Origin of the sequence: Micromonospora sp. NPDC053740 (assembly GCF_040677775.1) — a bacterium.
Classification (GTDB): Bacteria; Actinomycetota; Actinomycetes; order Mycobacteriales; family Micromonosporaceae; genus Micromonospora; species Micromonospora alfalfae.
This window is the reverse complement of the sequence record NZ_JBFASO010000008.1, coordinates 80,547-102,248: the sequence shown is the minus strand read 5'-3', so window position 1 is coordinate 102,248 and position 21,702 is coordinate 80,547. Positions and strand designations below refer to the sequence as shown.

Sequence of the window (21,702 nt, the reverse complement as noted above, 5' to 3'; positions counted from 1 at the left end):
GCGAGCTGTCTGGCGGTGGTGGTGCGGTGTCGCGTGGGCGAGCTGTCTGGCGGTGGTGGGGCGGGCACCCGCGTGGGGGCGTTGTCGCGGGACGGTTCGAGGGCCGGCTGTCGGTGATGTCGTAGACGATTCAGCTCCAAAGGACGGGCGGACCGCCGGCGTGCCCTGGCGCGTCGAGGTGCGTGCGAGTGGTCGCGGGCAGCGACGACGAGCCCCGTGTCGTCGCTGCGGATTCGTCGGACGACGCACGCAGGGGGGTGCGGACGGCATGGCTGATCTGCCCGATCCGATGGCATTTCTGCATAGACGCCCTCCAATTGCCGGTTGCATTGGTCAGACGTGTGACCTACGCTCCCAGTAAGAATTTCGGGGCGGTTAACAAAGAGTGCGGTCGGGGCGACGGAAAGTCCCCGCCGGCCCTTAGTGGCGTCGCTGTTCCGTACTCGTCGCTCGATACGCACTTTGGGCACCACATCGACGACCAGTGAGAGGAACAGACGTGAAGTCAGCCATATCCACCGCTCGAATGTCAGTGCTGGCGGTGGCGGCGCTTGTCGCCGCCACACTGCCGGCAGTGCTGACAAACCAACTACCGGCCTCGGCCGCGGTCCAGGCGACCTACTATGTCGCCCCGGACGGTAACGACGCCAATCCGGGCACCCTGCAGTCGCCATTCCGGACTCTGCAACGTGCCCGGGACATCGTTCGTACGGTAACCACGAACATGACCGGCGACGTCAACGTCTTTCTCCGCGGTGGAACCTACCCGGTGAGCAGCACTATCGAATTCGGGACGAGCGACTCCGGCACCAACGGATTCCGGGTCAGTTACGCGGCCTACCCCAATGAGAAGCCGGTCCTTGACGGTGGCGTCCAGGTGACCGGATGGAGCCAGCACAGCGGCAACATCTGGAAGGCGCCACTGGACCGCGCCAACAAGTTGCGGGCGCTGTACGTCAACGACAAGCGCGCGTACATGGCGTCGAAGACGATCAGCTCGGCCGGCTGCTACGGCACGTACAACATCACTGCCAACCAGGCCTCGTGGGCCTGGGAGTCGGGGTCGCAGTGCGACGGTGCGAAATACAGCCTGAACGACTTCCCCGCCGTTCCGCGCAACCAGGACGACATCGAGATCGAGACGGGTACGACCTGGACCACTGCCATCGTGGGAGTCCGCCAGGTGACCACGAGTTCCGACGGCGCGAACCGGGTCGCCCTCTTCCAGCAACCGGGCGCGGCCATCGCGCAGGGCGCGTTCAACGGCAACGCCCAGGTCGGCGGCACCCACAAACTCATGAACGCGTACGAGTTCCTGGACGCGCCCGGTGAGTTCTATTTCGACAAGGGCACCAAGACGGTCTACTACTACAAGGCCAGCGCCGAGAACATGTCGACCGCGACGGTCTACGCGCCGAACAACGTCACCACGTTGCTCCGGGTGGCCGGCACCTCGACCAGCAGCCACGCGCGCAACATCACGTTCTCCGGACTGACGGTCCAGCACTCCGACTGGAACCTGTTCAACGTCGCCGGCTCGTCCTTCAAGCAGGCGCAGCAGGGCAACCTCGGCGCCCAGGTGTACGCGAAGGGCAACTTCCACGTCTACTACTACCGGAATGTGGACGTGACGCCCGGCATCATTCAGATCCAGAACGCCGACGGGGTCCTCCTGCAACGTAACCGGATCCAGCACACCGGCGCCGACGGAATCAACATGATCAATGATGTGCAGAGCACCCAGTTGATCGGAAACCACACGAACGACATCGCCGGGTCCGCCATCACCGTCGGTCATCCCCAGCACGTCTACATCGGGGACGGCACGTCGACCAACCGCGAGAAGTACTCCGCGTCGGTCGAGGGGCTACCGAAGAACATCGACATCAAGAACAACTACCTCTACGACAGCGCGGTCCTGTTCAACGGGCACAGCCCCATCTCCGCGTACTTCGCCGACACCCTCACCATCCAGCGCAACCGGATCGAGAAGACCCCGTGGTCGGGCATCACGCTCGGCTGGGGCTGGTGGAACTTCGACGGATCGTCGGGCTCGATCGTGCCCAACCGGCCGACCACGACGGCGAGAAACAACACCATCAGCTACAACCACATCATCGACACGGTGCAGCGCCTCAGCGACACGGCTCCGATCTACACGCTCGGCAGTCAGCCCGGCACCATGATCACCAACAACTATCTCCAGGGCGTCCCGTCGGGCCACAAGTACGGACTGCACCCGGACGAGGGCTCGGCGTTCATCACCTTCCGCGACAACGTTCTGAGTATCGACAAGAACGTCACCTGGATGATCAACTCCGACGACTTCGGGCGGAAGCACGATCTGAGCATCACGCAGATCTACGGCCCGATCAACAAGGTCTCCAACAAGAACCTGCCGAACAGCACTGTCGCCGACATCCTTGTCTCCTCCGACTATGTCTGGCCGGCGACGGCGTACGGCATCGCCGCGAATTCCGGCCTTGAGGACGCGTACCGCGACATCATTCCGGCGAGCAGTTTCTCCGCGCCGAACTATGCGCTGCCGGCCAGCACCTTCGTCACCAGTGCCACGGCGTCGATCCCGATCCGGAGCATCGGCGACGCCACCAAGTCGGTCTGGTTGGCGCCGTACGGCACCACCACCTTCACCGCCGGGGCGACGATGACCAGGGCGACCGGCACCGCCACCTCCATCGCCGTGCCGGCCACCCAGGGCGAGTACCGGCTCTACGTCGTCGACGCACAGGGCAACCGGTCGGCCGAGTCGACCTCGATCGTCAGGCAGCAGCAGGGCGGTGGCAGCGGTACGGGTAACGGACAACTCGTGGGTGCCCAGTCCGGTCGCTGTGCCGAGGTGCCCAACTCGTCGACCACGAACGGCACCCAGACCCAGCTCTGGGACTGCTCCAGCGGCACCAACCAGCGGTGGACCCAGACCGCCAGCAAGCAGTTGACCGTCTACGGCAACAAGTGCCTGGACGCGTCCGGGGCCGGCACTGCCAACGGCACCGCGGTCATCATCTGGGACTGCCACGGCGGGCTCAACCAACAGTGGAACATCAATGCCAACGGCACCGTGACGAACGCCCAGTCCGGGCTCTGTCTCGACGCCAATGGCGCCGCCACCGCCAACGGCACAAAGCTCATCCTCTGGTCCTGCAACGGCGGCACGAACCAGCAGTGGACGTTGCGTAGCTGACCCGAGCAGACCCCGGGGCCAGGCCGACACGGGCCTGGCCCCGGCTGTTTCTGGGCGTCGCCGGAGATCATGCGTAGGCCGTTGGCATCGGCATCCGACCGCTGGAGCTCTTGGCGAGCGAGCGGTGGTAGACCGAATCCGGTGGTCTCGACCGGCTTCCCGACCTCGCTAGGAGGCCGCGGGCGGCGCGGCGTCGGTCGGTTCGGTGGCCTCGTCGTCCTTCGAGGGCTCCTCCCCGTCCGCCTCCTTGACGCGCGCGGGCTCGGTCCACGAGAACTCGATCTCGACGGACACCTCCGTCTCGCTCTCCCGTTCGATCTCCAGCTCGCACCGCACCGTGTCGGCGACCGTCACCGCACCCGCCGCGCCGTAGAAGAGTCGCCCGTCAGCCTCCAACTGATTCGCCAGTTGGCGCAGCCAGGCGGCCAGGTCGGAGCGTGACACCGTACGGGAGTCCTCATAGATATCCATGTCGGCCATGCTTGCACTCCACAAAGGACGGGGTGTGCGGGGCTTCGGCTCCACCCCGCCGTGTCGGCATGATATGGATCTTGCGGTCCGCAGTGGTTCGGAAAATGTCAGCTTCGGAGGTGCTGCCGGACAGCGTGCGGGTAATGCCGGACGATGACATCAACCTGGAAGCCCCACGAGAAGCACGGTGGCCTGTCGGACAAGGACAAGCGCGAGCTGCCGGAGAGCGTCTTCGCGTTCCCCGGCAAACGCAAGGAACCGATGACCGATGCCAGCCACGTCCGTAACGCCATCGCCCGCTTCGATCAGGTGCAGGGCGTCACCGACAAGGACCGGGACCTGGCCTTCCAGAACATCCTCGCCGCCGCCAAGCACTACGGTGTCGACGTCGCCGAGACGAACTGGCGCCAGCTCGGCAAACTTCCGCACACGCCGAACCCCGCCCACTGACCGGACACCCGCGGGCTCCGGCTCGCTCGCCGGATAGGTTCGCCTCCGCTGGGTAAGCGGCGCGGATGCCCGCCAAGCAGGAGCCGGCAGCTGACCACGACCCGCCCCCGCACCGGGTGTCACGGGTCGACCGGGCCTGGGCCGGCCTGCCCGAGCGGGTGCGGCAGGGGTTGCGCGCCCGCGCCTGGCGGTTGCGTCTCTACGGGCTGCTCATCGTGCAGGCTGGCGTTGCGGCGTCGCTCGCCTGGTTCGTCGGGTACCAGTTCCTGGACAATCCCGCGCCGGTGCTCGCGCCCACGACAGCGGTCGGCATCGTGGCCGCCTCGATGGGTTCACGCCTGCGGCGCACCATCGAACTGCTGGTCGGGGTCGTTCTCGGGCTCGCCGTCGGTGACACGCTCATGCCGCTGTTCGGCATTGGCGCCTGGCAGACCGGCGTGGTCGTCGTACTGGCGATCATCGTCGCGGTGCTGCTCAAGGGCGGTGGTGCGCTGCTCACCCAGGCCGGCGGCACCGCGGTGCTCATCGCCACCCTGGAACCACCAGTGCGTGACCTGTCCGTGCCCCGCTTCGTCGACGCAGCGGTCGGCGGGCTGGCCGGGCTGGCGGTCGGCCTGTTGCTGGTGCCGATCCATCCGCAGCGGACGGTGCGGCGTCTGGCCGAACCCGTCCTCGACCCGGCTGTCGACTCCCTCCACGCTCTGGCCGCGGCGCTCTGCCGTCGAGACTCTGCTGCGGTCCAGCGGTGTCTGCGCACACTGCGGGAACTGGGGCCGGGCTTGGCCGCGCTTCACGACGGGCTCGACGCCGCCCAGGAAGTGGTGCGACTGGCGCCACTACGTTGGCATGACCGCGGGTCCCTGGCCTTCTACACCAACGCCGTCCGAAACCAGGAGCGCGCCCTGCACGGCTGCCGGTCCGTCGCCAGGCGGCTCGCCAAGGCACTGCGGGACGACGAGCCGATTCCGGAGGAGTTTCCGGCGGCCATCGACCTGCTGGCCTCCAGCGTGCAGACCTTGCGGTGCGCGATCCGCACGCGGGCCGAGCCGGACGAAGCGCGGCGGCAGATCCTGACCGCCGTCGACCTGGTTGACAGGGCGCAGGGGGAGACCGCGGCGGACCCCACCCGCCCGTACACCCACCGGTTGGGCTACTCCGGCATGATCGCCGCTGGTGAGTTCCGCACTGTCGCGCACGACCTCCTGGTTGCCAGCGGGTTGGACATGGACACAGCGGTGACGCTGGTGCGTCGGACGGTGGACGGGGACGAGTGGGACTGATCCGGGCTCTCCCGCCCGCACCCTGCCGAACCAGCACGCACGTCAGGTCGCCTTCAGCGAGGCGAGCACGTCCAGGTAGTGCGGGTTCTTCATGACTCCCAACACGTTGCCGAACGGATCGACCACCGCCGCGGTGATGAAGCCCTCGTCCCCGTGTGGAGTTTTCGGCTGGTACTCCGTGGCACCCATCGCCAGCAGCCGCTCGACCGTCGCGTCGAGGTCGTCGACGCACCAGTGCATGACCACGCCGCCGGGCCCGGTCGTCGCGCCGCCCGGTGCGTACCTGCTGTCGATGATGCCGAGTTCGGCCTGGTAGTCCCCTATGCGGAACTCGGTGTATGCCGGGCGTCCGTCGGGGCCGGGGCGCATGAAGTACGCCTCGACGCCGAGAAAGTCCGCGTACCAGGCGGTGGCCGCTGCCACGTCGTCCGCCCAGATGTTGAGTGTGGCAAATCCTCGCAGGCTCATCAGGTTGTCCCCTCGTCGATGTCGTTGGTGTCGACGCTATCGACGATTGCGGAAGCTTTGCTTCCGCAATGAGCGGTGGGCCTCGACCGTGTCGAGCCGCGGACCGCATCTTTCGTCGGCTCCCGGGTAGTCGCCGCCATTGCCAGTACGAGAGTGGCGGGGGACAGCGTGGACAGCTACCCGGCAGTCGAGAACCACGGTCTGATCGGTGATCTACAGACCGCGGCACTGATCAGCACGGACGGTACTGTCGACTGGTTCTGCGCGCCCCGCTTCGACTCGCCGAGCTTCTTCGGCGCGCTGCTGGACCGCCGCAACGGCGGCCACTTCCAGCTCTCGCCCGACGGCGTCGACTACACGAGCAAGCAGCTCTACCTGCCCGGTACGCCGATCCTGATCACCCGCTTCCACAGCGCCGACGGTGTCGGTGAGCTGTTGGACTTCATGCCCGTCACCGGTGCGGAGGCCACCGACCGGCACCGGTTGATCCGGCTGGTCCGGATGGTCCGGGGAAGCATGCAGTTCCGCTTCCACTGCCACCCACGGTTCAACTACGGACGCGATCCGTACGAACTGGAGGTGCACCCCGAAGGCGACGTCTTCCGCAGCCAGACGATGACCCTCACCCTCGCCGCCTTCAAGAACTCGCTGCGCCAGTTCGGCACGAGGGACGTCCGCCGCGACGCCAACGGCGTGTCCGCGTCGTTCACCCTGCACGCCGGCGACATCGGCGGAGTGGTCCTGGAGACGGCCTGCCCGCACGCTCCCCGAGCACTCAGCACCGACGAGGCGTGCGAACTGCTCGCCGAGACCCGCGACTACTGGCGGCGGTGGGTGGGCGGTTCCCGGTACAAGGGCCGCTGGCGGGAGGTGGTCGAGCGGTCGGCGATGACCCTCAAGCTGATGACGTACGCACCGACCGGTGCCCTGGTCGCCGCGCCCACCGCGGGGCTGCCCGAGCAGATCGGCGGGCAGCGGAACTGGGACTACCGCTACACCTGGATCCGGGACGCGTCCTTCTCCGTGCACGCTCTGCTGCGCCTGGGCTTCACCGACGAGGCCCAGAAGTATCTGCTCTGGCTCGACGCGCGCATCCGCGAGGCACGGGACGGCAACCTCCCCTTGCAGATCATGTACCGCATCGACGGCTCACCGGACCTTCCCGAGGAGGTGCTGGGTCACCTGGAGGGTTACCGCGGCTCCGCGCCGGTGCGGATCGGCAACGGTGCCGCGGGCCAACTCCAGCTCGACATCTACGGCGAGGCGCTCGTCTCCTTGGAGCTCGCGGACCGCAACGGGCTGGTCGCGCCGTACGAGGGGTGGCGCAAGACGGCTGGGCTGATGGACTGGCTCTGTGCGCACTGGGACCAGCCCGAGGACGGCATCTGGGAGACCCGTTCCGGCCGGCAGGATTTCACCTACGGTCGGGTGTTGTCCTGGGTCGCGCTGGACCGGGCCATCCGCATCGCGCGACGCCGGGGCCGGCCCGGCGACATCGCCCGCTGGTCCGCCGAACGTGACGCCATCTACGAGCAGGTGATGACTCGTGGGTTCAACCAGGAACGTCGCGCGTTCGTGCAGCACTACGGGTCCGACATCCTGGACGCGTCGCTGCTGGCGATGCCGGGGCTGAACTTCATCTCGCCGACCGACCCGATGTGGGAGTCGACACTGCGGGCGATGGACACCGGCCTGGTCTCCGACAGCCTGGTCTACCGCTACGACCCGAACGCCTCGCCGGACGGTCTCGCCGGCACCGAGGGCACCTTCAACATGTGCACCTTCTGGTACGTGCAGGCGCTTGCCCTGGCCGGCCGGATCGACGACGCCCGGTTGACCTTCGAGAAGATGCTCACCTACAGCAACCCGCTCGGTCTCTACTCCGAGGAGATCGCGCCGACAGGTGAGCAGATCGGGAACTTCCCGCAGGCGTTCAGCCACCTCTCGCTGATCAGTACGGCGACCCACCTCGACGACCTGCTCGACAAGCAGGGCTGACCGGACCGGTCAGAACAGCGTCAGCGGCTCGACCGGGATCGGCTCGGGCAACGCGCCGAGCCCGGGTACCCGGGCCCGTACCTCGTCGTGGAACCGGCGGGCGAGCGCCGGCGCGTCGGCGTTGTCCGGGGTGTGAATGAACATCGTCGGGGAGCGCCCCTCGCGGAGCCAGGTGACAGTCACGTCGACCCAGCGCTGCCACCCCTCGACAGTGCGCGTCGGGTCGTCGCGACCGAGGTAGCGGACGATCGGCCGGTCGGTCAGCGCGAGGGACCGGAGCGGCACGCGGGGCTTCTTGGTCCAGGCGTCCCGCTCCGCATCGCTGGTCGGTGGGCTCGCGAAGAAGGCGGTCGTGTCGAAGGGGATCCACTCGGCGCGGGCGGCGGCGAGGGTCGCCCCGAGCAGCCGGGTCGCGCGGGCGTCGCTGAAGAACGCGGGATGGCGCACCTCCACCGCGTACCGGTGGGACTGCGGAAGCTGCTCCAGGAAACGGCCCAGGGCCGGGACATCGGCGGGCGCGAACGAGCCGGGCAACTGGATCCAGAGGGCATGGGCGCGCGGGCCGAGCGGTTCGATGGCGTCCAGAAAGACGCGCAGCGGTTCGTCGACGTTGGTGAGCCGGCGTTCGTGCGTGATGACCTTGGGAAGTTTGAGGACGAACCGGAAGTCGGAATCCGTCTGGGCGGCCCACGAGGCCACGGTGTCCCGGGCCGGGGTCGCGTAGAACGTGGTGTTGCCCTCCACGGCGTCGCACCAACTGGCGTAGTGCCGCAGGCGCTCGGTGGGCGGCAGCCGGTGGCCCGGCCACGACTTGTGACTCCACATCGCGCACCCCACGTGCAGACGCATGACCGCCCTTCCCGCCGGTGACCGCGCTCGACCGGAGCCCACCGTATACGGGCCAGCGGACCCGGCCCGCCTCACGGTGCGGCGGGTAGGGTCCGACGCCATGCGTGTGCTGTTCGCCAGTCTTGCGTCCGTCGGTCACACCTACCCGCTGATCCCGTTGGCGATCGCCGTCCGGGACGCCGGGCACGAGGTGCACTTCGCCGCCGGGACGGAGGTGCACGCTCCGCTCGCCGCGCACGGCCTTCGGCCGTTCCGTCCCGGCGACGCCTTCTACGAGGTGTACGCCGAGGATCTCGCACCGGAGCTGGCGCGGCTGCGCCCCGACCTGGTGGTGCACGAGTGGGGGCTGCCGGGGGCGGCCGTGGCGGCTCACCGCGCGGGGATCCCGGGCCTGTGGCACGGGTTCGGCCGGATGTTTCCCGAGGGCATCGGCCTGGAACTGCCCACCAGGAACGCCGAGGTCATCGGTCGGCCGCACCTGGACATCTGGCCGCCCTCCCTTCAGGACAGGAATTTCCTCGCCACCGAACGCCGGATCGAGCTGCGTCCGGTCGCCTTCTCGACAACCGCCCCGCTGCCCGAACGGGTGGGCCGTCGGACGTCCCGACCCCTGATCTATCTGACCCTCGGCACCGCGTTCGGCACGCCGGAGCTGCTCCGCACCGCCATCGCAGGCCTGGCAGCGCTGGACGCCGAGGTGGTGGTCGCGGCGGGCCGGGTGCCCCTGGAACAACTGGGCGAGATCCCCGACCACGTCAGCGTGCACCAGTGGGTGTCGCAGGCGGAGTTGCTGCCACTCGTCGACGTGGTGGTGCACCACGGTGGCAGTGGCACCACCCTCGGCGCCCTCGCGGCTGGCGTGCCGCAGTTGCTGCTGCCGCAGGGCGCCGACCAGTTCGCCAACGCCGACACGCTTACCGCCGCCGGTGTCACCCTGCGGCTCCTTCCCGGCGAGGTGGATGCGGTTGCCATCGCCGAGCAGGCGCACCGCCTGCTCCCGCGGTACGGCCAGGTCGAGCAGCGAGACGCTGCACGCCTGATCGCCGAGGAGATCGCCGCCATGCCCTCGCCGGCGGCCGTCGCCCAGCTCCTGCCGGAGTATGCCGTCTGAACGGAGGCGACCGTCAACTCAGGGTTGACGCAAGGAATGCGTCAACCTATGGTTGACGCATGACAGATCCTCTCCAGATGAGTAACCCCGTCAAGCTCGACGACCTGATCCAGGCGATCAAGACGGCGCACACCGACGCGCTCGACCAACTCACCGATGCGGTCATCGCCGCCGATCACCTGGGCGAGATCGCCGATCACCTGATCGGGCACTTCGTCGACCAGGCCCGGCGCTCCGGCGCCTCCTGGACCGACATCGGTCGCAGCATGGGGGTCACCAAGCAGGCTGCCCAGAAGCGCTTCGTGCCGAAGGCGACCGAGGCGGCCGCGCTCGACCCCAACGCCGGCTTCGGCCGGTTCACCCCACGTGCCCGCAACGTGGTGATCGCCTCGCAGGAGGAGGCCCGGGCCAGCGGCAACGCCGAGATCGGCCCCGAGCACCTGGTGCTGGGCCTGCTGGCCGAGCCGGACGGGCTGGCAGCCAGGGTGATGGCTGGTCGCGGCGCCACCCCCGAGGCGGTACGGGAGGCGGTTGCTGCCGCCCTCCCACCACGGGCCGAGCAGGTTCCGGACCTCATCCCGTACGACGCGCGCGGCAAGAAGGCGTTGGAGCTGACGTTCCGGGAGGCGCTGCGCCTCGGGCACAACTACATCGGCACCGAGCACATCCTGCTCGCCCTGCTGGAGCAGGAGGACGGCGCCGGAGTGCTCACCAACCTCGGCCTGGAGAAGGCGACTGTGGAAGCCGACCTCGCCACCGCCCTCGCCGCCGTGGTCAGCGCCGCGTCAAAGGGCGACGACGCCGGCTAGGCATCCCGAAATCGTTCGCATCGGCCTGGAGTGGCCAGGCCACTCCGGGACGGTGCGGTGGCACGACCCGGAAGGAACCTCGGCAGCCATCGGTCGCACGACTGACGTGCGGAAAGGTGCGAATGTCGTCACGGGTTCTCGCGCGTGATAGCGCTCACTCGGTCGCCGCCTACGGGGATCGGCACAACGCCCTCCCGTCCACTTCATCCTGGCCGAGGTGACCGGGCTCAGGCCGGACCAGGTTCTCGTGAATGACGGCGGCACAAAGCGGAAGGCGGTCATCGAGACCGCCTTCCGCGATCGGGCGAAGAAGGTGTGCTGACGCAGTTGGGTCAGGACGCCTCGGGAAAGCCGTAGCGCAGGGCGTGCTCCGGATCGGCAGTGTCGATCTGGCGTATGCCCGCGTCGGCGAGGCGCTTGTTGACCTCGTCGAGATGCTCGCGCACCAGGCGGGCCTCCTCCTCGGTGACCCGGCCCCGGTGGGGCTTGCCGGCGTGCTCCAGCGTGCCGTAGTCGATCTTCTCGGTGGTCTTGCGGGCCTTGGGTGGGCGAACCCGCTCGGCGGTCTTCAACAGTTGCGCCATCGGCACGTCCGTGGCCATCGCGTCGAACTCGCTGGCGGTCAACACCACCCGGCGGGGCTCGCCGCCACCGTGCCGGTCGTGGATCTCCACCACCGCCACGTCCAGCGCGGCGTCGTCGATGTTCTCCACCTCGCCCGGGGTGGCGTCCAACTGCACGGGCCCGGCGACCAGGTCCGGGTGCTCCAGCACGACGACACGGACCACCTCGTCGTCCTGCTGCAGAACCGTGCCGGTGAAGTCGGAGACGTGGATCGTCTTCTTGCCCATGCGCGGAGCTTCTCCTGTCGTAGGCCGGGATGGCGGACCACAAGAAATTACCCGACAGGTGTGCGAAAGCCGCCGCTGGACCTCCTCCGGTGTGTCGGCCCCCGGGCGAACGTCAGAGGCTGCCCGTCGGTGCCACCACCCACTCGTTGCTGCGTCAGTGGTTGTTCAGGCGGTGCCTACCGGAGCTGCCGACGGACAGCTTGTTCAGGCCGGCCCACGACAGGGCACCGCCGCCGATTGTCCGAGGGTTCCGGTAGCGCGGCTGGGGCGGATTGCCTCCGACGGCCTCCGCCGCCTGCCAGAGTCGCTCAGGGTCCTGCTGGTAGTGGTCGCTCGGCTGAATCGGCATGCGTTCACCGTCCCAAACAAAGGTGTCCAGATATGGAAATACATATGACGGTCGATCTGCCCGCCCGGTTCCGGCACCCTTTCCCGTTCGGCCCTGACGTATCCTGCGCCCGGCCCCGCCGTCCGGCGTACGGTGATCGACGACGGGTCGGGTGACGCGGGGAGGTGCGCATGCTCGACCGGCGACTGCACCTGCACCTGGCCACCTGGCTCGGCCAGTGGCCGGCCGGGCCGGGGTTGCACGTGGTCGCCTCGCAGCGCCGGGCCGAACCGGCCTGGGACGGCCGGCTACGCCCCGCGCTCGCCGTGGACACCGGGCAGAGTGCCGTGCTCTCCGTGGCGCCGGACCGTGTGGCGGCGATCCGCGCGCTGGTTCGCCGTACGCCGGCTCGCTTGCTCGCCGCGTTGCCGGAGGCCGTCGGCCGGCCCGAATTCTGCGTACACGACGGCCCCTTCCGGTGGAGCGTGTCGCCCGCCCCGCTGCCCGACGTGGGGGAGTGGACCGAGCCGACCGCCACCGGGCTGCCGCCGTGGCTGCGACTCTTCGACAGGCCGGTGCTGGTGGTCCGTGACCCGGACGGCGGCTATCTGGCCGGTGCCGGGATCAAGCGGCACGACGCGTACGGGCACGAGTTGGCAGTTGGCACCGTGCCGGCCGCCCAGGGGCGCGGCCTCGCCCGTCGGCTGGTGGCGCAGGCGGCGCGGCGGGTGCTCGACGAGGGGGCGGTCCCCACCTACCTGCACGAGCGGGACAATCACGCCTCGGCCCGGGTCGCCGAAGCGGCCGGTTTTCCGGACCGGGGCTGGCGCGCGTACGGGGTCTATCCGCGCTGAGCAAGGCCCGAAGCTGTAGAGGCCCGCGATCTTGCACTTTCTGTTGCGACATGGCGGGCATTTCATGCATCTCGGCAACCGAGACTGCAAGATCGGCGCGGGAGGGCGGGAGGGCGGGAGGGCGGGGTTGCGGGGCGGGGTGGGGCGGGGCGCTGAACGGGCATTGGGCGCGGACCGTGGATCCCGGGCCGGATCCACGGTCCGCAACCTCCCCCCAGGCCCCGGTTCCGGGTGTAGCGGCGTGCCGCTACGTGTCGATCACGCTACGTATCGAACAGGCTCGGGGCAAGGTTGAAGCTGTCGGTTCGGAGTGTCGAAAAGTGGACTTGACCTGCTGCTTCGCCGGCCGAAGGAGCCGGCCGGATCAGTGACGGAGCGTGCGAATCAGGTCGAGCACCTGGCGGGTCACCGGCCGCAGGACCCGGAGCCGGGACAGCGCCACGAGCCGATCGATCAGTGGTACGGCCCCGTCGATGAGCTGGCGGGTCTTGGTCTGGCCCGGCGATCGGTCGTGCACCCAGTAGAGGATCACGCCCATGTACGCGAGCCAGAGCAGCTCGGGCAGCTGTGGGCGCAGTTCGGCGTCGACCTTGGCCGTCGATCCGGTCAACACCTCGCCGAAGAGGTCGATGGCCGCCTGTCGGGGGCCTGAGGACTCAGCGGAGAAGGGGCTCAACGGGGAGGTGGGCTCCGCCGCCGTCTTGAAGAAGGTCGCCGCGAATCCGTGTGAGGGAGTCAACACGTCGATCCCCGCGTGCAGCACCCCGGCGAGCCGGGGACCGAACGCCTCCTCCCGGTCGAGCACGGGCTGCGCGGCGGCCCGGTGCTCGACCTGGGACTGGGCGTAGAACTCCTGAATCAGGTGGTCCTTGGAACCGAAGTAGTAGTAGGCGTTGCCGACCGCCACGCCGGCCTCCTGCGCGATCGCCCGCATCGTGGTCTGGGCGTACCCGCGTTCGCGGAACAGCCGCATCGCGGTGTCCCGGATCAGCTGCCGGGTCTGCTCGCCTCGGGCGGTGGCTGGGTCACCCGCAGTGGTCGTCTGCGCAGGCTGTTCGGTCATCGGGGTCACCGTATCCCGCCGGTTCGTCGGTCGGCTCGGCCCACGGGTCGCGGATCCGCTCCCGGATCGCCGAGGCGGCGGCCACCGTCTGCCGGGCGAGGGGCAGCAGGTGTGGTCGGGCCAGCCGCTCGGCAGTGGACCGGTGGTCGGTCAGCGCCCAGAGGCAGGCGAACCAGGCGCCGTCGCCCGCGTACACCTCGCCGGTGTCGGCGATCACCGTGAGGTCGCGCAGCGTCGCGTCGTGGTCCAGGCCGGGGAAGCGCCGCCGGGCCTCGGCGGACCCGGCCGGCACGAACTCCAGGGGTACGAGCTGGGCGCGGGACGACAACCAGCGGCGGGCGGCGCGGCAGAGTGGGCAGGCCGCGTCGAACAGGACGGTGAACCCCCGGATCCCACCGCCGGAGTGAGCGGTGGGATCCGGGAGCCGACCGCCGCCACCGGTCGGGGGCACTGTCATCGGGTTGGTGGGTTGTTCGTCGGGCCGACGCCCGGCTGCGGACCGGCCGGCTGAGGTCCGGTCGGGTGCGCGCCGGTCGGCTGTGGTCCGCCCGGGTACGCGCCGACCAACTGCGATCCGGGAGGGGCGGACTGCATGGGGAGTCGGCCGATCGGGGCGAGCGGGGGGTGGGTGGCGAGCTGGCGGAGTCGGTTTCGGCGGTAGCGGCCGAGCGCGAAGACGTTGAAGAAGTGCAGCGCGCCGAGCACCAGCAGCACCAGGCCGATCTTGAGGGACAGCTCCTCCATGGCCTGGCTTGTCGAATCGACTGGGTCGGAGTGCTTCATCGCCACCGTGACGTAGCCGAGGTTGAGCAGGTAGAACCCGACCACCAGGAGGCTGTTGACCGCTTGGGCGAGTCGCTTCTCGGCGAAGACCTCCTCCAGGAAGACCAGCCCGTTGCGGGACAGCGCTCGCGCCACCCAGATGGTCAGGCCGACGCTGACCGCCAGGTAGATCACGTACATCCAGACCTTGATGTCCATGTGGACGCCCTTCTTGAACGTGTTCAACTACCGATGTCATCAGACTAGGGCCGTTGTTGAACATGTTCAAGAAGTGGCGACCAGTGACTGTGGACACTCCTGCGCGGCGCTGGAGCGCGACACCCGGCCGAGCGTCTCCGCCCGGCCGGAAAACGCCGTGGCTCAGCCGGCCAGACCGAGCACCTCGGCCGCTGCGCGACCGTTGGCGTGGCTCGCGCCGTAGGTGGTGACGAAGGCGCGGACGCCTGCTGGCCGCCACTGTGCCGGCCAGCCCATCTCCACCACTGTCACGGGGTGCTGGGCGGCCAGGTCGGCGATCAGCTCCGGGCCGCCGGGCAGCCGGTGCAGGTGTCGCCCGACCAGCACGATGGGACGGTCGCCCGCCAATCCGCGCAGCGTGTCCGGGTCGGTCTCGGCGGCGATCACCCGGATCTCCGGCACCCCGTCCAGGTGCGGACCGAGGCCCCACGGCACCCGACCCTCGGCGATCGTCGACTCGGTGTGCAGTTGCACCACCAGTGGCTGCTCCAGGCCAGTGAGCAGGCCGTCCACCCGGACCGCCCGGCGCGCCGCCGCGTACCCCAGCTCGGTGTCGCCGGTGACCGGCGACCCGCTGGCGGCCCGGGTCCAGGCGGCGAGATCGGCGGCGCGGCCGGCCGCCTCCTCGACCCGCGCAATTGCCAGCCGGCCGTCGGCGAGCGCGTCGACGATCTCGGCGGCCACCCGCTCGACCAGTTCGGCGTCCACCTTCGCGCCGATGCAGAGCAGGTCGGCACCCGCGCTCAGGGCCCGGACCGCGGCCGGCCCGACCCCGCCGGCGGCCACCGCGGCACCCTTCATCTCCAGCGCGTCGGTGATGACGGTGCCGGTGAAGCCGTACTCGGTGCGCAGCAGGTCGACAAGGACGGCCCGGCTGAAGGTGGCCGGGTCGGCGCCGGTGAGCGCCGGCACCCGGATGTGCGCGGTCATCACGGCCCGCGCCCCGGCGGCGACGACTGCCGCGAACGGCGGCAGGTCCCGCTGGCGGAGCAGGCCCAGCGGAGCGTCCACTGTGGGCAGTTCGTGGTGGGAGTCGGTGACCGTGGCGCCGTGCCCGGGGAAGTGCTTGGCGCAGGCGGCCACGCCGGCGGCCTGCAACCCGGCCACGGCGGCGGCCGAGTGGGCGGCCACCCGCACCGGATCCGCGCCGAAGGACCGGGTGCCGATCACCGGGTTGTCGTCGGCGGTGTTGACGTCGACAGTGGGGGCGAGGTTGACGGTGATGCCGAGCGCGGCCAGTTCGGCGCCGATCGACTGGTAGACCCGTCGGGTGAGCGCCACGTCGCCGATCGCACCGAGGGCGGCGTTACCGGGGTACGGGCTGCCGGTGGCGTGCGCCAGCCGGGTCACGTCGCCACCCTCCTCGTCGATCGCGATCAGCGCGTCGGGTCGACCGGCGCGCAGCGCTGCGGTGCTCGCCGCCACCTGCGCGGGGTCGTGCACGTTGGTGCCGAACAGGGTGTGCCCGGCCAGCCCGTCGGCCAGCAGGTCGACCGCCCAGTCGGGCGGGACCGGTCCCGGGTACGCGGCCAGCAGCGTGCCCAGCGCGAGCCGGCGCAGTCCTGGATCCAACCCCACGTGATCTTCCCCCTTCGGTGCCCCGCGGGTACGAAACGTCGTACCGGTGGGGTCCTGGCCCTGCCGACTTGGCGGAGCGTCCCACAGTCGAGTGGCCGTTACGCTACGGCTACCCGTTCGCAGGTAGGTTTACAGTTAGCAAAGTTTACTAAAACTAGAGGACGTGTCATGAGTGCGACCCGGCTGCCCGGCACCCCCCGTCTGTTGCGGGCGCTCAACGACCGTGCCGCGCTGGAACTGCTCCTCGAACGCGGCCCGCTGACCCGGGCTCGACTCGGCGAGCTGACCGGGCTGTCGAAGGTCACCGCCTCGCAACTGGTGGAGCGGCTGGAGGAGCGCGGCCTCGTCGCGCGGGTCGGCGAGCAGGCCGGCGGGCGGGGGCCGAACGCCCAGCTCTACGCCGTCCGCCCGGGCAGCGCGCACGTGGTCGGCGTGGACGTCGGGCCGGACCGGGTGGTGGCCGCCTGCGCCGACATCACCGGTGCGGTCATCGGCCGGGTGGAGCAGTCGACCCGGGACACCGACGACCCGGTGGGCGTGGTGCACAACGCCGTCGTGCAGGCGGCGAGCAGCGCCCAGGCGCAGCTGAGCAGCGTACGACGGATCGTGCTCGGCACGCCGGGCCTGGTCGACCCCGGCACCGGCGACATCACCTTCGCCTTCAATCTGCCGCGCTGGCACAGCGGTCTGCTCGCCGCGTTGCGGGACGACCTGCACACACCGGTGGTCTTCGAGAACGACGTCAACCTGGCCGCGGTGGCCGAGGCGCAGTCCGGCGCAGCGCAGGGGTTGTCGGACTTCGTACTGGTCTGGGTGGGCGCCGGCGTCGGTCTGGCGATCATGCTGGGCGGGCGGTTGCACCACGGCAGCAGCGGCGCGGCCGGCGAGATCGGCTACCTGCCGGTGCCCGGCGCGCCCATTCCGCGCGACGTCTCCCGTCGTGCCAAGCCGGCCTTCCAGCAGCTGATCGGTGCGGACTCGGTGCGCGCTGTGGCCCGCGAGCACGGCTACCCGGACGCCGACGCTGCCGAGGCGGTCCGCGCGGCCGTCGCGGCCGGTGCCGACGGTGGTCCGATGCTCGACGAACTGGCCCGTCGGCTCGCGCTCGGCGTGGCCAGCACCTGCGTGGTGCTGGACCCACCGCTGGTAGTGCTCGCCGGTGAGGTCGGCCAGGCCGGTGGCGCGGCGCTCGCCGACCGGGTGCAGCAGGAGGTCGCGGCGATCACCCTGGTCCAGCCGCGAGTGGTGCCGACCGGGCTGACCGAGGAGCCGATCCTGCACGGCGCGCTGCGCACCGCCCTGGACGCGGTACGCGACGAGGTGTTCGGCTCCACCGTCGGCTGAGCCCGTCGCGGCGGTCACATGAAGGAATATTTCACCGCTGCATGGTTAGTCGCAAGCTCTTGCCGGTTCCGGCCCGCCGGGGGAGCCCGAAGGCCGCGTCAGCCCCCCGGCGGACCGAAACTCAGATCAGGTCGCGGCGACGGAACACGGCGAACGCCGCCGCGGTCAGCCCGCCGGTCACCGCGACCAGCACCAGCAGCGCCGGGCCCCAGGTCAGGCTGTAGAGGCCCGAGCAGTAGCCGGTACCCGAGGTGCCGGCACAGAGCCGCGGATCGAAGAACCGCGACTCGCCACTGAGCCACGCCCCGATGTAGCTGGAGAGCATCAGTTGGTCCGACCGTCGGACGTCGATGATCTCCAACACCAGACGGCCGCCCAACTCCCACACCACCGCGTACGCCGCCACTGCCCCCAGCGCCGCAGAGGTGTGCCGACCCAGCGTGGCGATCGCGAAGCCCACAGCCGAGGCCAGCAGCACCAACACCAGGCCCCGTCCGTGCACCGCACCGAGCGAACGCCAGAAGCCGTCGTCCAGCCGGCCCGGCAACCCGGCGCTCTGCCCGATCATCCAGAACGTGGCGAGGTAGGCCACCGACGCCAGCAGGGACAGCACCAGCACCGAGCCCAGCAGGGTGCCCAACTTGGCCGCGAGCACAGTCAACCGGCGCGGTCGCCAGAGCAGCAGATTCACCACACCGCCCGAGTTCAGATCCGCGCCGATGTAGGAGGCGCCGACCAGGAACCCGAACAGCACCAGGAACGCGATCAGGAAATGGAGCAACGACTCGGCCTGCTCAGCGAAGCTGAACACCCCCGGCAGGAAGTCGGCGGCGATCGGCAGCCGGTCCTGCCGGATCGGGTCGAGGTCCGCGCAGTCGGCGAAATACTCGCTCGTGTCGGTCGGCGACCTTTCCTGCAGGCGGGCCAGGCACTCCTGGTGCGTGGTCTCCATACTCCGTCGCGCGTCGACGGCCTGCTGCCGCGCCGAGTTCAGTTCAGTGGCGGTCGGCTTGTGGGAACCGGCGAGCGTCGTCGCCGCCGTGACGGCGAACGCCAACACCAACAGGACGACCATGAGCTGCACGAAGCGACGCGCGGACAGTCGCTCCAACTCGGCACGCACCAGGTTCACGCGTCCACTCCCCGATCGAGGTCGATCACAGCTTCGCCCTGCGGCAGCGACGAGTCGCCGACCTGCCGGGGCACCGACGAATGCTCGTACGCGCCGGTCAGCTCCAGGAAGACGCTCTCCAGATCCGGCCGCAGCGGCGTCAGCTCGCCCACCCACAGACCCTGCTCACCGAGCACCCGGCTGACCACCGTCGGGTCGTCCACCCCGCTCACCACCAACGCTGCGCCGTCCACGACCGCCGTCAGCTCGGCCGCGTGCAGCAGCTCGACGGCCCGCTCCGGCTCGGCCACCCGGACCAGGAACTCGTGCCGGTCGTGGCCCGCCAGCACCTCGTCCACCCGACCGGTAGCGACCCGCCGCCCCCGGGAGATGATCGTGACGTGGTCACAGATCAGCTGGATCTCGCCCAGGATGTGACTGGACACCAGCACTGTCACCCCGTTGGCCGCCAGCGACCGCGTCAGGTCGCGCATCTCCCGGATGCCCGCCGGGTCCAGCCCGTTCGCCGGCTCGTCCAGGATCAGCAACCGCGGGTCCTTCAACAGCGCGGACGCCACCGCCAGACGCTGCTTCATGCCCAGCGAATAGCCCTTCACCCGCTCATCGCCCCGGTCGTACAGGCCCACCAGATCCAGCACCTCGTCCACCCGCGAGACCGGCACCCCACCGGCGCGGGCCAACAACCGCAGCGTGCGGTGGCCGGTGAAGTTGCCGAAGAACTGCGGGCTCTCCACGATTGCGCCGACCTGACCCGCCACCCGGGGCAGCAGCTCCGGCGACGGTTCGCCGAGCACCGTCATCCGGCCGCTGTCGGCGCGTACCAGCCCGAGCAGGGCCCGCAGGGTGGTGGTCTTGCCCGAGCCGTTGGGGCCCAGGAAACCGTGGACCTGGCCCGCCTCGACCAGCAGATCGAACCCGTCCACCGCCACCCGTCGGCCGCTGCGCAGGCTGTGGAAGGTCTTGCGCAGACCCTCGATTTCGATGACCGCGCTCATCCGCGCGGCTCCGTACGTCGGCGGGGCATGGGCCGTCCTTCGGGCTTGGTGATCAACGACACGGCGCTTCACCCTATGGCTGAGGTGCCGCCCATGGGGGGCACCGAGGCGCTGCGTGGTTGGATGGTGTGGTGACTGGTGACCTGATCCCCGGCGCTGCCGGCGCCGCGCCTGCCGCCGCTTTCGTGGACCCGGATCTGGTGGTCAGCCTCGACGGCGTCGGCGTACGCCGCTCTGGCACCGCCCTCCTACAGGACCTGACCTGGCGCGTCGAACTGGACGAGCGGTGGGTCGTGCTCGGCTCCAACGGTGCCGGCAAAACCACTCTGCTCAACCTCGCCGCCGGTCGGCTGCACCCCACCACTGGTGTCGCGCACGTGCTCGGCGAGCGGATCGGCCGCACCGACGTCAACGAGCTGCGTACCCGGATCGGGCTCACCACCGCCGCGATCGCCGAGCGGCTGCCCGCCGACGAGCGGGTCAGCGACGTGGTGGTGACCGCCGCCTGGTCGGTGGTCGGCCGTTGGCGGGAGAACTACGACCGTGGCGACGAGGCGCGGGCGCGGGCACTGCTGAGTCAACTCGGCGTCGGTGGGCTCGCCGAACGCCGCTACGGGACCCTCTCCGAGGGTGAGCGCAAGCGGGTGCAGATCGCCCGTGCCCTGATGACCGACCCGGAGCTGCTGCTGCTCGACGAGCCCGCGGCCGGGCTCGACCTGGGCGGTCGGGAAGACCTGGTCGCCCGTCTGGCCGAGCTGGCGTACGACCCGGACGCCCCGGCGATGGTGCTGGTCACCCACCACGTCGAGGAGATCCCGCCCGGGTTCACCCACGCGATGCTGCTGCGCGAGGGTGGGGTGGTCGCCCAGGGCCTGCTCGCCGAGACGCTGACCGGTGACAACCTCTCCAAGACCTTCGGGCTGCCACTTGTGGTCGAGCGGTCGGGCGACCGCTTCACGGCTCGCGCCGCCTGAGCGCCGGAAGGGCGGAGACGGCCGTGCCGCAGACCCGGGTTGCCGTGGTGGGCAGCGCCAACATGGACCTGGTCGCGATGGCACCCGCGCTGCCTCGACAGGGCGAGACCATGCTCGGCACCGACTTCGTGATGGTGCCCGGCGGCAAGGGCGCCAACCAGGCCGTGGCCGCGGTCCGGGCCGGCGCCTCCTGCGCCTTCCTCGGCGCGATCGGCTCGGACGCCTTCGGCGTCACCCTCAAGGCCCGCATCACCGCGGCCGGCGTGGACACCAGTCAGCTTCGGGTGGTCTACGGCGCCTCCGGAGTGGCGCTGGTGATGGTCAACGCCCAGGGGGAGAACGCCATAGTGGTCACCCCGGGCGCGAACGACGCCCTGGTCGGCCTCACCGAGGAGGAGCTGACCACTGTGCGTGCGGCGGACGTCCTCGTCGCCCAACTGGAGATCCCGGTGCAGACCGTGGCGGCCGCCGCGGTGGCCGCCCGCGAGGCCGGCACCAGGGTCATCCTGAACGCCGCACCGGCGCGGGACCTCCCACCCGAGTTGCTCGCCGCCGTGGACCTGCTGGTAGTCAACGAGGGTGAGGCGCAGGCGCTCGCCGGCCGGGGTCGGGAGGAGCCGCGCGCGCTGCTCGACCTGACCCCCCGGGCCGTGCTCACTCTTGGCGGTGAGGGCGCCTGGTACGTCGACCGGGACGGCACCGAGGTGCACGTGCCGGCGGTACCTGTCGACGTGGTCGACTCCACCGCCGCCGGTGACGCGTTCACCGCCGCGCTGGCCGTCGGCTGGGGCGAAGGGCGCGACCTGGTCGACGCGGTGCGCTGGGCGTCGGCGGCCGGCGCTGCCTGCGTTCGTAAGCTCGGGGCCTCGGTGGCGCTACCGCAACGCGCCGAGATCGACGAGCTGTACGTACCTGCCTGACCGCA

The 21,702-nt window shown here is 70.0% G+C and carries 21 protein-coding genes; 10 read left to right on the top strand and 11 right to left on the bottom strand.

The genetic code is table 11. The annotated features are described in order from the left end of the window. The first annotated feature begins 499 nt into the window (after positions 1 to 499). Positions 500 to 3,202, top strand: coding sequence for a ricin-type beta-trefoil lectin domain protein (locus tag AB0K35_RS21440; RefSeq protein ID WP_363887070.1), 2,703 nt, complete (start codon positions 500 to 502; stop codon positions 3,200 to 3,202). Between the two features lie 168 nt (positions 3,203 to 3,370). Here AB0K35_RS21440 and AB0K35_RS21435 read toward each other — a convergent pair whose 3' ends face one another. Further along, entirely contained in the window at positions 3,371 to 3,673 is a 303-nt protein-coding gene (locus AB0K35_RS21435; RefSeq protein WP_363887067.1) for an amphi-Trp domain-containing protein, read from the bottom strand. Between the two features lie 153 nt (positions 3,674 to 3,826). On the opposite strand from AB0K35_RS21435, the gene AB0K35_RS21430 reads away from it, so the two are divergent. Together AB0K35_RS21430 and AB0K35_RS21425 are read left to right on the top strand one after the other, a co-directional pair. Beyond that, the gene (locus AB0K35_RS21430; protein WP_238670950.1) at positions 3,827 to 4,123 is read left to right on the top strand and encodes a DUF6582 domain-containing protein; all 297 of its coding nucleotides are present in this window, start codon (positions 3,827 to 3,829) and stop codon (positions 4,121 to 4,123) included. A 65-nt stretch (positions 4,124 to 4,188) separates the two neighbouring features. Then, a complete protein-coding gene (locus tag AB0K35_RS21425; protein WP_363887064.1) occupies positions 4,189 to 5,403 on the top strand; it encodes an FUSC family protein in 1,215 nt (404 codons plus the stop codon). Positions 5,404 to 5,445: 42 nt separating this feature from the next. On the opposite strand, the gene AB0K35_RS21420 is transcribed toward AB0K35_RS21425, so the two are convergent. Next, complete coding sequence (locus AB0K35_RS21420) at positions 5,446 to 5,871, bottom strand: VOC family protein (RefSeq protein WP_238670952.1); 426 nt, start codon at positions 5,869 to 5,871, stop codon at positions 5,446 to 5,448. 168 nt (positions 5,872 to 6,039) lie between these two features. Between AB0K35_RS21420 and AB0K35_RS21415 the strand changes: the two genes are divergently transcribed. After that, on the top strand, positions 6,040 to 7,869 hold the full coding sequence (locus AB0K35_RS21415; protein WP_238671079.1) for a glycoside hydrolase family 15 protein: 1,830 nt from the start codon (positions 6,040 to 6,042) through the stop codon (positions 7,867 to 7,869). 9 nt (positions 7,870 to 7,878) lie between these two features. Here AB0K35_RS21415 and AB0K35_RS21410 read toward each other — a convergent pair whose 3' ends face one another. Continuing rightward, entirely contained in the window at positions 7,879 to 8,694 is an 816-nt protein-coding gene (locus AB0K35_RS21410; protein WP_357366245.1) for a DUF72 domain-containing protein, read from the bottom strand. A 124-nt stretch (positions 8,695 to 8,818) separates the two neighbouring features. Between AB0K35_RS21410 and AB0K35_RS21405 the strand changes: the two genes are divergently transcribed. Both AB0K35_RS21405 and AB0K35_RS21400 read left to right on the top strand, forming a co-directional pair. Further along, entirely contained in the window at positions 8,819 to 9,829 is a 1,011-nt protein-coding gene (locus tag AB0K35_RS21405) for a glycosyltransferase (protein WP_363887062.1), read from the top strand. Positions 9,830 to 9,888: 59 nt separating this feature from the next. Next, positions 9,889 to 10,638 carry a Clp protease N-terminal domain-containing protein gene (locus AB0K35_RS21400; RefSeq protein ID WP_238670954.1) on the top strand — a complete coding sequence of 250 codons (750 nt, stop codon included), beginning with the start codon at positions 9,889 to 9,891 and terminating at the stop codon, positions 10,636 to 10,638. 332 nt (positions 10,639 to 10,970) lie between these two features. Here AB0K35_RS21400 and AB0K35_RS21395 read toward each other — a convergent pair whose 3' ends face one another. Then, a complete protein-coding gene (locus AB0K35_RS21395) occupies positions 10,971 to 11,489 on the bottom strand; it encodes a hypothetical protein (RefSeq protein ID WP_357366115.1) in 519 nt (172 codons plus the stop codon). Positions 11,490 to 11,643: 154 nt separating this feature from the next. Beyond that, on the bottom strand, positions 11,644 to 11,838 hold the full coding sequence (locus AB0K35_RS21390; protein WP_238670956.1) for a DNA repair protein: 195 nt from the start codon (positions 11,836 to 11,838) through the stop codon (positions 11,644 to 11,646). A gap of 170 nt (positions 11,839 to 12,008) precedes the next feature. On the opposite strand from AB0K35_RS21390, the gene AB0K35_RS21385 reads away from it, so the two are divergent. Next, complete coding sequence (locus AB0K35_RS21385) at positions 12,009 to 12,671, top strand: GNAT family N-acetyltransferase (RefSeq protein ID WP_357366118.1); 663 nt, start codon at positions 12,009 to 12,011, stop codon at positions 12,669 to 12,671. A gap of 364 nt (positions 12,672 to 13,035) precedes the next feature. Here AB0K35_RS21385 and AB0K35_RS21380 read toward each other — a convergent pair whose 3' ends face one another. The 4 genes from AB0K35_RS21380 to AB0K35_RS21365 all read right to left on the bottom strand — a co-directional run bounded on the left by AB0K35_RS21380 (position 13,036) and on the right by AB0K35_RS21365 (position 16,332). After that, positions 13,036 to 13,734 (bottom strand): TetR family transcriptional regulator, encoded by a 699-nt coding sequence (locus AB0K35_RS21380; RefSeq protein WP_112582130.1) that lies wholly within the window; start codon positions 13,732 to 13,734, stop codon positions 13,036 to 13,038. After that, a complete protein-coding gene (locus tag AB0K35_RS21375) occupies positions 13,697 to 14,191 on the bottom strand; it encodes a DCC1-like thiol-disulfide oxidoreductase family protein (RefSeq protein ID WP_238670958.1) in 495 nt (164 codons plus the stop codon). The genes AB0K35_RS21380 and AB0K35_RS21375 overlap by 38 nt, the downstream gene beginning before the upstream one ends. Continuing rightward, complete coding sequence (locus AB0K35_RS21370) at positions 14,188 to 14,742, bottom strand: hypothetical protein (protein WP_238670959.1); 555 nt, start codon at positions 14,740 to 14,742, stop codon at positions 14,188 to 14,190. The genes AB0K35_RS21375 and AB0K35_RS21370 overlap by 4 nt, the downstream gene beginning before the upstream one ends. Before the next feature lie 135 nt (positions 14,743 to 14,877). Then, positions 14,878 to 16,332: a glycoside hydrolase family 3 N-terminal domain-containing protein gene (locus AB0K35_RS21365; protein ID WP_363887056.1), complete on the bottom strand. Its 1,455-nt coding sequence runs from the start codon at positions 16,330 to 16,332 to the stop codon at positions 14,878 to 14,880. A gap of 168 nt (positions 16,333 to 16,500) precedes the next feature. Between AB0K35_RS21365 and AB0K35_RS21360 the strand changes: the two genes are divergently transcribed. Continuing rightward, complete coding sequence (locus AB0K35_RS21360; protein WP_238670961.1) at positions 16,501 to 17,676, top strand: ROK family transcriptional regulator; 1,176 nt, start codon at positions 16,501 to 16,503, stop codon at positions 17,674 to 17,676. A gap of 121 nt (positions 17,677 to 17,797) precedes the next feature. Here the strand turns inward: AB0K35_RS21360 and AB0K35_RS21355 are convergent, their stop codons facing one another. Both AB0K35_RS21355 and AB0K35_RS21350 read right to left on the bottom strand, forming a co-directional pair. Further along, positions 17,798 to 18,808: an ABC transporter permease subunit gene (locus tag AB0K35_RS21355; RefSeq protein ID WP_363887052.1), complete on the bottom strand. Its 1,011-nt coding sequence runs from the start codon at positions 18,806 to 18,808 to the stop codon at positions 17,798 to 17,800. Then, positions 18,805 to 19,803: an ATP-binding cassette domain-containing protein gene (locus AB0K35_RS21350; RefSeq protein WP_238670963.1), complete on the bottom strand. Its 999-nt coding sequence runs from the start codon at positions 19,801 to 19,803 to the stop codon at positions 18,805 to 18,807. The genes AB0K35_RS21355 and AB0K35_RS21350 overlap by 4 nt, the downstream gene beginning before the upstream one ends. A 131-nt stretch (positions 19,804 to 19,934) precedes the next feature. Between AB0K35_RS21350 and AB0K35_RS21345 the strand changes: the two genes are divergently transcribed. Both AB0K35_RS21345 and AB0K35_RS21340 read left to right on the top strand, forming a co-directional pair. Then, positions 19,935 to 20,777, top strand: a complete 843-nt coding sequence (locus tag AB0K35_RS21345) for an ABC transporter ATP-binding protein (RefSeq protein WP_091397101.1) — start codon at positions 19,935 to 19,937, stop codon at positions 20,775 to 20,777. A 23-nt stretch (positions 20,778 to 20,800) separates the two neighbouring features. Continuing rightward, complete coding sequence (locus AB0K35_RS21340; protein WP_238670964.1) at positions 20,801 to 21,697, top strand: ribokinase; 897 nt, start codon at positions 20,801 to 20,803, stop codon at positions 21,695 to 21,697. The last annotated feature ends 5 nt before the right edge of the window (positions 21,698 to 21,702 follow it).